General features: G+C 66.8%; 14 protein-coding genes and 1 pseudogene. 12 read left to right on the top strand and 3 right to left on the bottom strand.

Going from position 1 to position 12596, the window contains the following annotated elements:
- From ACWDXS_RS12070 to ACWDXS_RS12040, 7 genes and pseudogenes are all read left to right on the top strand, one after another.
- Complete coding sequence (locus ACWDXS_RS12070; RefSeq protein WP_378987292.1) at positions 1 to 345, top strand: HypC/HybG/HupF family hydrogenase formation chaperone; 345 nt, start codon at positions 1 to 3, stop codon at positions 343 to 345.
- Positions 342 to 1454: a hydrogenase formation protein HypD gene (hypD, locus tag ACWDXS_RS12065; RefSeq protein ID WP_378987289.1), complete on the top strand. Its 1113-nt coding sequence runs from the start codon at positions 342 to 344 to the stop codon at positions 1452 to 1454. Before ACWDXS_RS12070 ends, hypD begins: the two co-directional genes overlap by 4 nt.
- The gene (gene hypE / locus ACWDXS_RS12060) at positions 1447 to 2520 is read left to right on the top strand and encodes a hydrogenase expression/formation protein HypE (RefSeq protein WP_378987286.1); all 1074 of its coding nucleotides are present in this window, start codon (positions 1447 to 1449) and stop codon (positions 2518 to 2520) included. Before hypD ends, hypE begins: the two co-directional genes overlap by 8 nt.
- Positions 2521 to 2549: 29 nt before the next feature.
- Positions 2550 to 3272, top strand: a complete 723-nt coding sequence (locus tag ACWDXS_RS12055) for a DUF6390 family protein (protein ID WP_449964924.1) — start codon at positions 2550 to 2552, stop codon at positions 3270 to 3272.
- 262 nt (positions 3273 to 3534) lie between these two features.
- On the top strand, positions 3535 to 3852 hold the full coding sequence (locus ACWDXS_RS12050; protein WP_378627985.1) for a GYD domain-containing protein: 318 nt from the start codon (positions 3535 to 3537) through the stop codon (positions 3850 to 3852).
- Between the two features lie 196 nt (positions 3853 to 4048).
- A complete protein-coding gene (locus tag ACWDXS_RS12045; RefSeq protein ID WP_378987280.1) occupies positions 4049 to 4681 on the top strand; it encodes an HAD family acid phosphatase in 633 nt (210 codons plus the stop codon).
- Positions 4682 to 4757: 76 nt separating this feature from the next.
- Positions 4758 to 5188, top strand: a pseudogene (locus ACWDXS_RS12040) (DoxX family protein).
- Here ACWDXS_RS12040 and ACWDXS_RS12035 read toward each other — a convergent pair.
- Entirely contained in the window at positions 5175 to 5537 is a 363-nt protein-coding gene (locus ACWDXS_RS12035; RefSeq protein WP_449964918.1) for an acyl-CoA dehydrogenase C-terminal domain-containing protein, read from the bottom strand. The pseudogene ACWDXS_RS12040 and the gene ACWDXS_RS12035 sit on opposite strands and share 14 nt — an antisense overlap.
- 162 nt (positions 5538 to 5699) lie before the next feature.
- On the opposite strand from ACWDXS_RS12035, the gene ACWDXS_RS12030 reads away from it, so the two are divergent.
- The 4 genes from ACWDXS_RS12030 (at position 5700) to ACWDXS_RS12015 (ending at position 10104) form a co-directional block, all read left to right on the top strand.
- On the top strand, positions 5700 to 7856 hold the full coding sequence (locus tag ACWDXS_RS12030) for an elongation factor G-like protein EF-G2 (RefSeq protein ID WP_449964915.1): 2157 nt from the start codon (positions 5700 to 5702) through the stop codon (positions 7854 to 7856).
- Between the two features lie 281 nt (positions 7857 to 8137).
- On the top strand, positions 8138 to 8371 hold the full coding sequence (locus ACWDXS_RS12025) for a hypothetical protein (RefSeq protein ID WP_449964913.1): 234 nt from the start codon (positions 8138 to 8140) through the stop codon (positions 8369 to 8371).
- 117 nt (positions 8372 to 8488) lie between these two features.
- The gene (locus ACWDXS_RS12020) at positions 8489 to 9079 is read left to right on the top strand and encodes a DUF1877 family protein (protein ID WP_449964910.1); all 591 of its coding nucleotides are present in this window, start codon (positions 8489 to 8491) and stop codon (positions 9077 to 9079) included.
- Positions 9080 to 9447: 368 nt separating this feature from the next.
- Positions 9448 to 10104, top strand: a complete 657-nt coding sequence (locus ACWDXS_RS12015) for a nitroreductase family protein (protein ID WP_056817616.1) — start codon at positions 9448 to 9450, stop codon at positions 10102 to 10104.
- 260 nt (positions 10105 to 10364) lie between these two features.
- Here the strand turns inward: ACWDXS_RS12015 and ACWDXS_RS12010 are convergent, their stop codons facing one another.
- On the bottom strand, positions 10365 to 10781 hold the full coding sequence (locus ACWDXS_RS12010; RefSeq protein WP_378987268.1) for a hypothetical protein: 417 nt from the start codon (positions 10779 to 10781) through the stop codon (positions 10365 to 10367).
- Between the two features lie 465 nt (positions 10782 to 11246).
- Here ACWDXS_RS12010 and ACWDXS_RS12005 point away from each other — a divergent pair, with 465 nt between their 5' ends.
- Positions 11247 to 11408 (top strand): hypothetical protein, encoded by a 162-nt coding sequence (locus ACWDXS_RS12005; RefSeq protein ID WP_449964906.1) that lies wholly within the window; start codon positions 11247 to 11249, stop codon positions 11406 to 11408.
- 104 nt (positions 11409 to 11512) lie between these two features.
- Here the strand turns inward: ACWDXS_RS12005 and ACWDXS_RS12000 are convergent, their stop codons facing one another.
- Positions 11513 to 12157 (bottom strand): NERD domain-containing protein, encoded by a 645-nt coding sequence (locus tag ACWDXS_RS12000; RefSeq protein WP_449964903.1) that lies wholly within the window; start codon positions 12155 to 12157, stop codon positions 11513 to 11515.
- Between the last annotated feature and the right edge of the window lie 439 nt (positions 12158 to 12596).

Here is a 12596-nt window from a genome sequence, read left to right as displayed (position 1 = left end):
ATGTGCCTGGCAGTCCCGGGAAAGGTGCTCAGCCTGCACGAACGCGACGGCACCATGATGTCGGTCGTCGACTTCGGCGGCGTGCACAAAGACGTGTGCCTGGAATACATTCCGGACGCGGCGATCGGCGACTACGTAGTGGTCCATGTCGGTTTCGCCATCCAGCGCCTCGACGAGGAATCGGCATTGCGCACACTGGCCGAATTCGAGCACCTCGGTGTGCTCAACGAGGAGTTCGGCGACGGGTTCGCCCTCGCCGCCAGACAATCCGGGCTCCCCGATCCCACGGCAGAACCGGCAGCGACCGACTCCGGCGCCGGCGACGACACGGAGGTGACGTCATGAAGTATCTCGACGAATTCAGTGATCCCGACCTGGCGAAGAAGTTGCTCGATCAGATCCGCGGGGCCACCTCCCAGCGGTGGGCCATCATGGAAGTCTGCGGCGGACAGACTCATTCGATCATCCGCCACGGCATCGACCAACTGCTGCCCGACGAGATCGAGATGATCCACGGCCCCGGCTGCCCTGTGTGCGTCACCCCGCTCGAGGTGATCGACAAGGCGCTCGAGATCGCCGCGCAGCCCGGGGTGATCTTCTGCTCCTTCGGCGACATGCTCCGGGTGCCGGGTAGCGAACGCGACCTGTTCCGGGTCAAGAGCGAAGGCGGTGATGTGCGAGTGGTGTACTCGCCACTGGACGCGCTCACCATCGCCAGGCAGAACCCCGATCGGCAGGTGGTGTTCTTCGGCATCGGCTTCGAAACCACCGCACCGGCCAACGCGATGACCGTCTATCAGGCCAAACGGCTGGGCATCGAGAACTTCTCGCTGTTGGTCTCGCACGTGCTCGTTCCGCCCGCCATCGCCGCGATCATGGAATCGCCGAAGTGCCGGGTCCAGGGCTTCCTGGCCGCCGGACATGTCTGCAGTGTCATGGGCACCGAGGAGTACCCGCCGCTGGCCGACAAATACGGAGTGCCGATGGTGGTCACCGGCTTCGAGCCCCTCGACATCCTGGAAGGTATCCGGCGCACCGTGACCCAGCTCGAGGACGGCAGACACCAGCTCGAGAACGCCTATCCCCGTGCGGTCCGCGCCGAAGGCAATCCGGCTGCGAAGACGATGCTCACCGACGTCTTCGAAGTCACCGACCGCGCCTGGCGCGGCATCGGGGTGATCCCCGACAGCGGCTGGCGGCTCTCGGAACGCTACCGCGCCTACGACGCCGAGCACCGGTTCGCGGTCACCGACCTGCACACCGCCGAGTCCTCGATCTGCCGCTCCGGCGAGGTCCTCCAGGGACTGATCAAGCCGCACGAATGCGCCGCTTTCGGCAAACAATGCACCCCACGAAACCCCTTGGGAGCCACGATGGTCTCCTCCGAAGGTGCCTGCGCGGCCTACTACCTGTACCGACGCCTCGACCTGCCCGCGGAGGTGGCTCATGCGTGAGGACAACGCGGCGACCGGCCTCGACATGGACAGCTGGGTGTGCCCGATGCCGCTGCGCGACTCACCGACCATCGTGATGGGCCACGGTGGCGGGGGAGCGATGTCGGGCGAGCTGATCGAGCACCTGTTCCTGCCCGCGTTCGGCTCCGCCGCCGAAGCGGGCATGGGTGATTCGGCGGTGCTCACCCTCGACGGCGTGCGCTTGGCGTTCTCGACCGACTCCTTCGTCGTCAAACCGCTGGCCTTCCCCGGCGGGTCGATCGGGGACCTGGCCGTCAACGGCACCGTCAACGATCTGTCCATGGCAGGCGCGCGGCCGATGGTGCTGTCCACGGCGTTCATCCTCGAAGAAGGCACCGCACTCGCCGAGATCGCCAGGGTCGCCGAGGCTGTCGGTACTGCCGCGCTCGCGGCCGGGGTCAAGCTGGTCACCGGCGACACCAAGGTCGTCGACTCCGGCCACGGCGACGGCATCTTCATCAACACCGCGGGCATCGGCATCATCGACGCCGGCGTCGACATCCGCCCGCAGCGCGCCCGTCCCGGTGACGTCGTGATCGTCAGCGGTGACATCGGGGTGCACGGCGTCGCCGTGATGAGCTGCCGGGAGGGCCTCGAATTCGGCACCACCGTCTGTAGCGACACCGCCCCGCTCAACGGCCTGGTCGCCGCGATGCTGGCCACCGGCGCCGATGTGCACGTGCTGCGTGACCCGACCCGCGGCGGGGTCGCGGCGACGCTCAACGAGATCGCGGGTGTCGCGAAAGTCGGTGTGGCACTGGATGAACGGAAGTTGCCCGTCCCGGACGCGGTCCGGGACGCGTGTGGGCTGCTCGGGCTCGATCCGATGTATGTCGCCAACGAGGGCAAGCTGGTCGCCTTCGTCTCCTCCGAGGATGCCGACCGGGTGCTCGCGGCGATGCGCGCGCATCCGCTGGGTGCTCGTGCCGAAGCCATCGGTGTGTGCGTCGAGGACCATCCGGGCATGGTGGTCGCCCGCACCGCCCTCGGCGGTACCCGGGTGGTGGATCTGCCTGCCGGAGAACAACTGCCGCGGATCTGCTGACAGGAGGCGCGATCATCGACGGGACCGAGATGTTCGCCCGCTACGCCTACGCGCCCAACCGGCTCGGCTACTGCGGTCCCGCCGACGCGCGGGCGCTGCACAACGGCTCGGCCGCCGATATCCGCGCGCTGGCCCGCCAGTTCTCCGGAGCCTGGCCCTACCTGCGGGCGATGTCGAGACTGACCGGCATCGCCGATCCGCTCGACGTGCGCCTCGTCGAGTCCTATTGGCTCGGTGGCGGGATCGGCGCCGACCTCGACGCCGGCGCGTTCACCACCGAACTGCTCGCGATCATCGCGCCGATGGCCGGACACTACTGGTCGTATCTGAACGCCGATCTCGCCGAGGAAGCCGCCGCCAACCACGGATTCCACGTGTTCGGCGTGTATCCGTGGACCCGCCTGCTGGGACGTGGCGCCGACGAGCACCCGATCCGCATCCTGGACAGTTGCCGTATCACCTGGGGCACCGTGGTGGCTCGCGAAGGCGGGGCTGCTTCCGTCCGCTGTCGGCGGTTGGTCTCGGACGGTCCGCTGCTGCGGTTGTCCGGTCCAGCGCTATGGCGCGCCGAGGTCGACGACGATCACCTCGCGACGGAGGTGGCTGTCGGTGACCAAGTCGCCGTGCATTGGGGGCGCGTGTGTGGCCGCCTCGATTCCGATCAGACGCGGGCATTGGCCACCAGCACCGCACGGCAGCTGCGGGTGACCAATCGTCGGTTGGCCGACACCGCGCGTGCCGCTCTGCGATAGAGAGCATCGACGGGTCGAATCGCATGCGGTGGCTACCGAGCTCGGGATCAGCCGAACGACCAGCTACCGAGGATCCCTCGTCCGCCTCGGCGAGAGCTTCCTGTACGGCAGTTGGTTCGGTTGCGCTCTGGATTTCCGATAACGCCTCAGTTACGTTGCCGCATCGTTGCGACGACGGCGTTCGTCCTGGGCGGTGTGTGGGGCGGCGGACCCGTAGGGTCGGTCTCGCCGAGATCGTCTGGAGCCGAGGAGGCTGGTGGGTATGCCCAAGTACTTGTGGCGAGTCAGCTATCTCCAAGAGGGGGCACAAGGTCTATTGGCACAGGGCGGTAGTGCGCGCCGTGCGGCCATCACGGAGATGGTGGAGAGCGTGGGTGGTCGGGTGGAAGCTTGTTATTTCGCGTTCGGCGAGGACGACTTGTTCGTCATCGGTGATGTCCCGGACGATGTCTCAGCCGCAGCGCTCGCGATTCGAACTGCGGCCGCTGGTGCCGCCGTGTCGCACACAGTGGGTCTGCTCAGCCCCGAGCAGATCGACGAAGCGATAGCCAGGGACGTTACCTACCGGCCGCCGACGTAAGTTCCGCCGCGTGACGATCACGTTCTGCTCAGCACGACCACGATGCTCCGGGTGGTGGCGGGAAGCATGATCTCAGCGCGACGTGCCGACCAGCCTTGTGCGCGTCGAGGCCGACCAAGCGGGCGCGCCCGCGTAGCAGTCCCACTGCGCGAGACTTCGAAGCTGCGTGGTTCAGTCCGCTGTTAGCGTGCGAGAGATGAAACGTGTTACTGCATCGCTCGTCGTCGGTGTCGCGGCCGCGCTCCTAGCACCATTGCCCGCCGCGGACGCCGACACCGGTTCGTCGTCTTTGTCCGGCGGCGGTTCGTCCTCGTTGTCGGGCAATCAGTCCGAATTGCCGCCGTACGCGCAGTGGATCGGCGAGATCACCCCCGTCGTGGCCGAGGCGAAGACCTACCTTGCCGGTCGGTTGCCCGGCGCGATACGGCCCGCGATCGTCTTCGACATCGACAACACGACGCTGGAAACCTCCTATAACACCGGCCTGATCATCCCGGCGATCCAGCCGGTGCTCGGCCTGGCGACCTGGGCGAAACAGAACGGCGCCGCGATCATCTTCGTCACCGGCAGGCCTGCCCTGGTCAACGCTTACTCGCAGGCGAACCTGACCTCGGTCGGCTACCCGGTCGACGCGCTGTACGGCAGCGCGCCGACCACACTGTCGGCGGGCAATTCCGGCTTGGCCGAGTACAAGACCGCGAGCCGGGCCGACATCGAGAGCAAGGGCTACACGATCGTCGCCAATTTCGGCAACAGCCCCTCGGACCTGTCCGGCGGGCATGCCGAGCGCACCTTCAAGTTCCCGGACTACAACGGCGCACTGAACTGATCCGCCTGGGTAGTCGTAAAGGCCACAAGTGGCGCGCTCGATGGGCCGTCAGGCGCGATCCCAATCGGAAGGACCAATGTTCTCACTCACCAGCCCTTCGTCCGAGCGCCCCTCACAGCGCTTCACCCGGCTTGCACTCGGCGGTGTCATGTCGGTTGCCGGCGTCTCGCACCTGACATTCGCGCGCAGTGATTTCCAAGCGCAGGTGCCCGACTGGTTCCCCCTCGACGCCGACCTCACGGTGCTCGGCTCCGGTGTGGCCGAGATCGGATTCGGCCTCGCGCTGTTGGGCCTGCCACGCAAGCGGCGAATAACCGGGATCGCACTCGCCGCGTTCTTTATCGTGATCTTCCCGGGCAATATCGCCAATACGTCGAGGGCACCACCGCGTTCGGCCTCGACACGGACACCAAACGCCTGCTCCGCTTGTTCGGTCAGCCCGCGCTGATCGCCGCGGCGCTGTGGGCGGCCGGACTGCCGGAGCGCGCCGAGCTCAACCAGAAGTGACGGGCGCGCCGGACGTGGAAACGCGCAGCAGGCGGATACGGTGCGGACGGGCCGCGGGTCGCTTTCCAGCCGTGTGTAGACCTCGAATCGCGACGCATGCAACACAGCCGCGAATCGGCAGGTCCGTGCCCGAGACCACTGCCAAGTCGGCGGTGAGGTGGGGGAGTACGGAGGTGGTGAAGAACGAGGCCACCGCGACCTTGCCGGTGTAGAAAGCGGTGTCCTGCCCGGTTTCGATTGTGGTGCGGACGGTTTCAGCGGCGACAATGAGGCGCCACGGCGTCGACGTGCCCGGCCGAGTCCGGGTGCTCGCGATCCGGCACGACACCGCAGACATCAACGTCGGCACGGCGGGCTGTCGCGGTGTCGTTCACGACCAGCGCCGCTACGTGGGCTGCGTCAGCACACGCTGAATCGAGCGCTGCAGCATCGATCCCGGAAATCGTGGACGTGTCCCTACCTGCGGTGGGAAGCTCGAAGGAGCCGGATCCCGACCCGAGGGAGCAGCGACATGGTGGACCGGACAAACGCGGCGCAGCGACCGGAGAGCATCCGGAACGTAGCGTTGGTCGGCAGCAGTGGTGCGGGCAAGACGACGCTGGTGGAGGCGCTGGCGTTGGCGACCGGGACGGTGAACCGCGCAGGCCGCGTGGAGGACGGAACATCACTGTCGGACTACGACGAGGTCGAACGGCGACAGCACAGATCTGTGCAGGTGTCGGTGGTCCCGGTGACGTGGGGCGAGGTGAAGGTCAATCTGATCGATACTCCGGGATGCCCGGATTTTGTCGGCGAACTTCGGGCCGGGTTGCGGGCGGCGGACGCGGCCCTCTTCCTGGTGTCGGCGGCCGACGGAGTGCAGGGTGTAGCGGGGCCTACGCGGGAACTGTGGGCCGAATGCGCGCGGGTGGGGATGCCGCGGGCGATCGTGATGACACATCTGGACACGGCGCGGGCGGAGTACGCGGAACTGGTGCAGACCTGTCAGGCACTGCTGAGCGGGGGAGCGAGCGACACAGTCCTTCCCCTGCACCTGCCGGTCTACGGGCAGAAGACTCCCGATGGGCACCGGCCCGCGATCGGACTGCTGGAACTGCTCGAGCGACGTGCTGCCGACTATCGCAGCGGGAAACGGGTGCGCACCGAACCTTCCGCGGAACAACTCGCGGTGATCGACCCGGCCCGCGATCGGTTGATCGAGGCGATCATCGCCGAGAGCGAAGACGAAACGCTCATGGACCTCTACCTCGACGGCGAACCCGTAGAAGTCGACACCCTGATCGGCGACCTGGAACGAGCCGTGGCGCGCGGAAGCTTCCATCCGGTGCTGTTCGCGGCACCGGCAGCTGAGGAAGCGGAGCAGGGCTTGGGCGTGCTCGAACTGCTGGAACTGATCACGGCAGGGTTCCCGACACCGATCGAACACCCGCTGTCGGCCGCGCCGCGCGGCGACGGCACCGCGCCCATCGCATTGGACTGCGATCCGGCGGCCGAACTCGCCGCGGAGGTCATCCGGACCTCGTCGGACCCGTACGTGGGTCGGGTATCGCTGGTGCGGGTGTTCTCCGGCACGCTGCACAGCGAGGACACCGTCCGCGTCTGCGGACCCGAGCACGATGCCGACGACCGGGTCGGCGGGGTCACCGCGCCGTTGGGGAAGCAACAGCAGACACTGACCGAGGCCGTCGCCGGCGATATCGCATTCGTGAGCAAACTCGGCCACGCGGAAACCGGCGACACCCTCTCCGGCACCGGGAAACCCCTGCTGATCGAGCCGTGGCAGCTGCCGGAACCGTTACTGCCTGTGGCTGTTCGGGCGCAGGGCAGGGCCGATGAGGACAAGCTCTCGCAGGGTCTGACCCGGCTCGTTGCCGAGGATCCGACCCTGCGGCTGGAAAACAACGAACACACCCATCAGCTGGTGCTGTGGTGTCTGGGGGAATCCCACCGGGACGTCGCTCTGGAACGGTTGCGCGGGCGGTTCGGGGTGCGAGTGGAAGTGGAACCGCATCGGGTGGCGTTACGGGAGACGCTCGCCGCGGAAGCCGAGGGGCACGGCAAATTGGTCAAGCAATCCGGCGGGCACGGGCAGTACGCGGTGTGCCGCATCCAGGTGGAACCGCTGCCTGCGGGGGCGGGATTCGAGTTCGTCGACCGGGTGGTCGGTGGGGTAGTGCCGCGCCAGTTCATCGGGTCGGTGGAGAAAGGGGCACGGGCGCAGGCCGCGCGCGGGGTCACTCCCGGATATCCGCTGGTGGATGTGCGAGTGACACTGATGGACGGGAAAGCGCACTCGGTGGACTCCTCCGACGCCGCCTTCCAGACCTCGGGTGCGCTCGCCCTTCGTGACGCGGCGAACGCGTCCGGGACCCTGCTGCTCGAACCGGTTGCCGCAGTGCGGGTCACGGTCCCCGACGACCAGCTGGGCGCCGTCCTCGGCGACCTGTCCACCCGGCGCGGACGCATTCTCGGCACCGAGCAGGCCGATACCGGCTTCACCCATATCCGGGCCGAGGTTCCCGAACTCGAACTGAGCCGGTATGTCATCGACCTGCGATCGCTCACCCACGGGGCGGGGTCGTTCGCCCGCGGGTATTTGCGGCACGAGCCGATGCCGACCGGGGTCGCCGAAAGGGCACGCAAGGAAATCGCCGAGGCGTCGGCCTGAATCGCCGGGGCGATCGTGCAGAGCGGGTGTCCTCGACGGGCGCCGCCGATTGCTAGATGCCTTCGAGTTCGGGCGATTTCGCTGGAGCCCTGAGTGCACAGGTCAGACGAGAAGAACCACCGAGCTCGGTCGGGGTTTCATCGCCGGTATCGACCTGGCGCAACGTGTGCGGCATGGTGCGGGCGGCATCAGCGATGATGTGGGCGTCACGGGCAACCCCCCGAAATCAGGGGGTTTCGATCCATGTCTAAATACTTGTGTTTCACACTAGGCTCGCTCGCATGCTCGTGAAACGCTTTGCTGCCCTTGCCATCGCGGTCGCCGCGTTCGGCGCCGCCTCCACCGGACTCGCCGTCGCCGTGCCCGAAACACCGACGCAGCCCACCATCAGCCACACCGCCGCAGCCGAACCGGTCGTCCTGCAGACCGGCTCGGCCGTAATCGATCTACTCGCGTACATCGCGGCGGGCTGCATCGGCAGCTGGAGCCCGGCCCCGCCCGCGCACTGCGTCTGACATCGACCAGGCGGGCCCGTCGGACGATCCGCGGGCCCGTTCCACACTGAACGCGCGCCCATGCCGACTATGTAATGTCGGCTAGGGCCTGCTCGAGCTGAGTCCTATGGTCTGGGGATGGCCCTCGATGCTCGGTACCAAGCAGTTCCTTACGAACCGCTGCTCGAACGCGCGATGCGTGATCGTGAGGCCGCCGAGAACGCGATCCAGTTTTTCGGCAGCTTGGCTACCAGCGATGGTGCCGATTCGCAGTACTGGAATGACCCGATCTGGGCGGAGCTGGCCCCGGTCGCTCGTCAGATCGTGAGGCAGCGGCCCGACATTCTCAACCGGACTTTCTCCACGCGGGCGTGGGACGCGGCGTACTGGTTGCTTGCGCCCAACCGCCGGAAGCAGGAAGAACGCAATCCAGTCGGGTTGGCCGAGATCGCAGTGTTCGGGGCGGAGCCCCTCGCTTCGGGTGCGACTGCGGGGCAAGGGAATCCGCTTCGGTTTGTGCGTCCGGCTACTGCGCGAACCATAGCTGACTATGTGGAGAACAATCTGGAGACTGCTTCACATCTGTTCGACGCTGAAGCGATGGAAGCATCCGGTGTCTATAAAGGACCGTGGGATCGCGACTACCTTCTCGATCAGCTGGCCCAGTATGCCGAGTTGTACCGACTTGCCGCCGACCTGGACGAATGCGTACTGGTAACACTCGACTGAACCAGCAGCTCGGTCAAGCGATGAGTGTGCCGCGATCGACTCACGACCGGATGCCTCCTGATGCCCAGACCCGCGCGGCCTGAGGTCGTGACGAAAGATCAACGGCACGACATGATCTCGAAAGCCTGCATCGGTGGAACGTCCGCACTTGCCGAGTTGAGCGTGGTGTGACGGGCGGGAGGTGCGGTGCGCCGGATCGAGGCTTGGGCAAGATCTGGCCTGCGGAGCTGATCGCATCGGTGAACAGCGATTTCGTGGTGTGCTGGGGGATGGCGATGCCCGTGAAGGGATCTTCGCATACTTTGATACGCGCACCGTCGACTATATGACGGGGCGATCCTGATACCGAGCGCAAGATGGGAGAACGTATGACTGTCGAGTTCCCGCATCTCGACCTGTCCGCGGACGAGGTACTGACCACGACCCGGTCGGTGCGCAAACGTCTCGACCTGGATCGGCCGGTGCCGCTGGAGGTGGTCACCGACGCATTGGAGGTAGCGCTCCAGGCGCCGTCGGGCAGTAACCTGCAAGGCTGGCATTGGATCGTGCTGACCGATCCCGAGCCCAAGAAGATCGTGGCCGAGTACTACCGCAAGTCCTACACCGCCTACGCTGCGGCGGGCGCGGCCGTGCGGCAGGCGAAGCCGCCGAAGGACGCCGATACCGCGGAGAAGGTGGCTTCGAGTGCGACCTATCTGGCGGAGGTGATGGAGCAGGTACCGGTGCTGGTGATCGGTGCGATCCACGTTCCGGGTGGGCAGATGCCGGAGGGGAACCAGGCCGGTCTGTGGGGTTCGCTGCTCCCCGCCGCCTGGAGCTTCGCGCTCGCACTGCGTGAGCGCGGCCTCGGGTCTGCGTGGACCTCACTGCATCTGGAGTACGAACGAGAGGTCGCCGAGGCGCTGGGAGTTCCCCCGAGTATTCGGCAGGGCGTGCTCTTGCCTGTTGCCTACACGAAGGGCACCGACTTCAAGCTCGCCAAACGCGCCCCGCTCGACACGGTACTGCACGTCAACAAATGGTAGTGCTGAGCCGATTCGCCCGCAGCTTCGTCTACGCCGGCGGTCGAGAAGCTCTACTCGGCAGCGGCGGGTAGATAGGTCTGTCTTTCTGGACTGCGCAACACGTTCACTCCTGCGGTCTCGGTCCGCTGTTCTGGACACTGTTCGGCGGCGTTGACCTCGACGCTGTTGACTTCGGTGGTGGGGCCCGAGCCAGGCTCGGAACCCGTAGGCTCGATCGGTCCACGCCCGCTCGACCTCTGCGACGCCGTGCTGTGGTCGGGTCAGTGTGTCACGGCGTCGGCGGAGCGGTCACCGAAGGGATGTCGCCAGGTGCGGCGTGCGCTCGCACTACGCGGTGTCTTCGCGAGCACGGTCCCCTTCTCCTTCGGTTCGGCCGAAGGACGGAAGGTCCGCCCGCTCGTGCCGGTGCGACGGGCGAGCCGAAGATCGGCCTTGGTCTGACGCAGGCGCTGCGACGAACGGTGCGCGCCGGCGGTGAGCAGGACCAGGCCGAGCATGCCGAGGGCTCCGAGCACGACCGCGCACAGGAACAACGTGCCCGACGTTGCGGTGATGTGGTAGCCGAGCAGGCTGAAGTCGTCGCTGAGCGTGTGGGCGGGTCCGCTGTTGCTCAGCACGCCCGCCGTGCCGATCACCACCGCGGCGATGAGCAGGACCAGGCCGAGGAAAACAATCATGACAGTCTCCGAATCCGGTTACACCGGTATACGTGTGGTGCCGCCCGCCCGCCGGCCGCGTGCGAGTCGACCCGATGAGCGGACCGACGATCGTGATGCCACGGTGCACAGCGACCCGGCGTCACCGCCCTTCACTCCGTGGAATACCCCGATCCGAGCGGGCGACGCAGCTGCCGGGGCGCGATCGTCGAGATGTCACCGCTGGCGACCGGAAGGCCGGTCGCCGAAAGCCTCACCGCGGCTCCGCGATTCGGGGTGGTACCGGCAGGGTGCGGTCGGCGAACCGCCGCAGCACAAGTACCGCGAAGAGCCCGTTCGGCTCGAGCCCCTCGCAGCTGATGCTCAGCTTCGCCGCGCGGCACGGCGACGACCCGCGCACGTTGCTGCTCATAGCGCCGGGCTGGGTGAAGACCGATCTGGGCGGCCCCAGCGCACGCCTGAACATCGACGAGTCCATGCCACGCCATGGGTGCGGGCTCGGATTGCGCCCCCGCCGCCGACACTGTCGCTCAGTACCTGCTGGCCACCGTCGCTGTGCCGACTTGGTGGCGAACGTGGATCAACCCGATAGTACTGCTGCTGGGCATCGGTCTCGCGTACGCGTCGACGGTGTTCGCCGTGCGCTGACATGGACGGGTCTCGCCTGTCACGCTCGAGGAAACGCTCTCGAACTGCAGCCCACCGAACTACCGGGGCCGACCACAGCGGACCGCAGTCGGCCCAACGTCCGGTTACGCGCGCGTGCGGATCGGTTCGCCGAGCGCGTCGGCAAGGATGGTCGGGTTGTTCTGGAACAGCGGGCCCAGGCCGAGTCTGGTCAGCACGCGCGCGACCTGGTCGCTGTCCCAGCGGGCTGGTTCGGCGTGGTCCAGGTGTAGGTAGTAGCGCCATACGTCGTAGTCCTCGATCACGATGTCGATCATCGGTGGGGTGTGAGCGCAGTCCAGGCGCGGAACCTGCTGCCTCGGAAGCAACATCACCAGTGCCATCCCAAAGACGAGACACTGTTCGCCGGTCACCTCGGTGATCCAGTTCTTGGTGGCCAGGCTCGCTGCGCGGGCCTGCTCGGCCGGGTTGCGGCCGGTGTCGTTGCCGTACAGGTCTGCGACACGACCGTCGTCCATGAGCCACGGCCCGTTCGGTGGCACCACCAGCACTCCGTCCTGGCGTCGGCGAAAGCCCTTGATCTCGGTGGCGATACAACGTTGCGGTGTCCAGACCAGAGCGTCGACCTGACGGGGGCGGCGGCCGCGGCCGGGGACCTCGACGTTGAGTATCGCGACACCGGGCTGGTTCGGGCTGGCCTGGACCCAGTTGGCGAAACGCAGCGCGGCACCGGACAGATCCCGGCGCCGGTTGTTGACCAGCAGCAGCATGCCTCTGCACCCCCGTTCGGTCCCCGTCGGCGAGCCACTCCCGCCCGGCTACGTGGAACCTGTCGCACCAACAGTATCGGCTGAGAATGGCTGCGCTGGTGGCGATTTCGGCTACGGTGAAGCCGCAGGAGTCGAGCATCCGGGCGCCGCGAGTCGGTGGCGGTGCACGACCACGGCTCGCTTCGTCGCTCTCGGTGAGGCGGTGGACATGCTGCGCATCGTGGAGGAATACGACAAGGGCTACTACGCGCACTTGCGCCGATCGAGCGCAGCGACCAGGTCGGGAACCTGTGGCTCGATCTCGGCGCTGACCAACGCCAAAGATTCTCGGAGTTCGCCGCCCACTTCGATCCGGCGACACTCGGCGCCGAGCCTGCTCGCACTGCCGGCGAGCTGTTACTGCCGGAACCCCGTATGTCTCCGGTCCAGGGAGGGATCG

Source organism: Nocardia sp. NPDC003183, assembly GCF_053590715.1.
The sequence above is the reverse complement of the archived record's forward strand: the minus strand, read 5'-3'. Positions and strand labels throughout refer to the sequence as shown.

Bases quoted from the DNA above. Each gene is read 5' to 3' on its own strand.
- ACWDXS_RS12070 (WP_378987292.1), top strand. From the start codon at position 1: ATGTGCCTGGCAGTCCCGGGAAAGGTGCTCAGCCTGCACGAACGCGAC.
- hypD (WP_378987289.1), top strand. From the start codon at position 342: ATGAAGTATCTCGACGAATTCAGTGATCCCGACCTGGCGAAGAAGTTG.
- hypE (WP_378987286.1), top strand. From the start codon at position 1,447: ATGCGTGAGGACAACGCGGCGACCGGCCTCGACATGGACAGCTGGGTG.
- ACWDXS_RS12055 (WP_449964924.1), top strand. From the start codon at position 2,550: ATGTTCGCCCGCTACGCCTACGCGCCCAACCGGCTCGGCTACTGCGGT.
- ACWDXS_RS12050 (WP_378627985.1), top strand. From the start codon at position 3,535: ATGCCCAAGTACTTGTGGCGAGTCAGCTATCTCCAAGAGGGGGCACAA.
- ACWDXS_RS12045 (WP_378987280.1), top strand. From the start codon at position 4,049: ATGAAACGTGTTACTGCATCGCTCGTCGTCGGTGTCGCGGCCGCGCTC.
- ACWDXS_RS12030 (WP_449964915.1), top strand. From the start codon at position 5,700: ATGGTGGACCGGACAAACGCGGCGCAGCGACCGGAGAGCATCCGGAAC.
- ACWDXS_RS12025 (WP_449964913.1), top strand. From the start codon at position 8,138: ATGCTCGTGAAACGCTTTGCTGCCCTTGCCATCGCGGTCGCCGCGTTC.
- ACWDXS_RS12020 (WP_449964910.1), top strand. From the start codon at position 8,489: ATGGCCCTCGATGCTCGGTACCAAGCAGTTCCTTACGAACCGCTGCTC.
- ACWDXS_RS12015 (WP_056817616.1), top strand. From the start codon at position 9,448: ATGACTGTCGAGTTCCCGCATCTCGACCTGTCCGCGGACGAGGTACTG.
- ACWDXS_RS12010 (WP_378987268.1), bottom strand. From the start codon at position 10,781: ATGATTGTTTTCCTCGGCCTGGTCCTGCTCATCGCCGCGGTGGTGATC.
- ACWDXS_RS12005 (WP_449964906.1), top strand. From the start codon at position 11,247: ATGGGTGCGGGCTCGGATTGCGCCCCCGCCGCCGACACTGTCGCTCAG.
- ACWDXS_RS12000 (WP_449964903.1), bottom strand. From the start codon at position 12,157: ATGCTGCTGCTGGTCAACAACCGGCGCCGGGATCTGTCCGGTGCCGCG.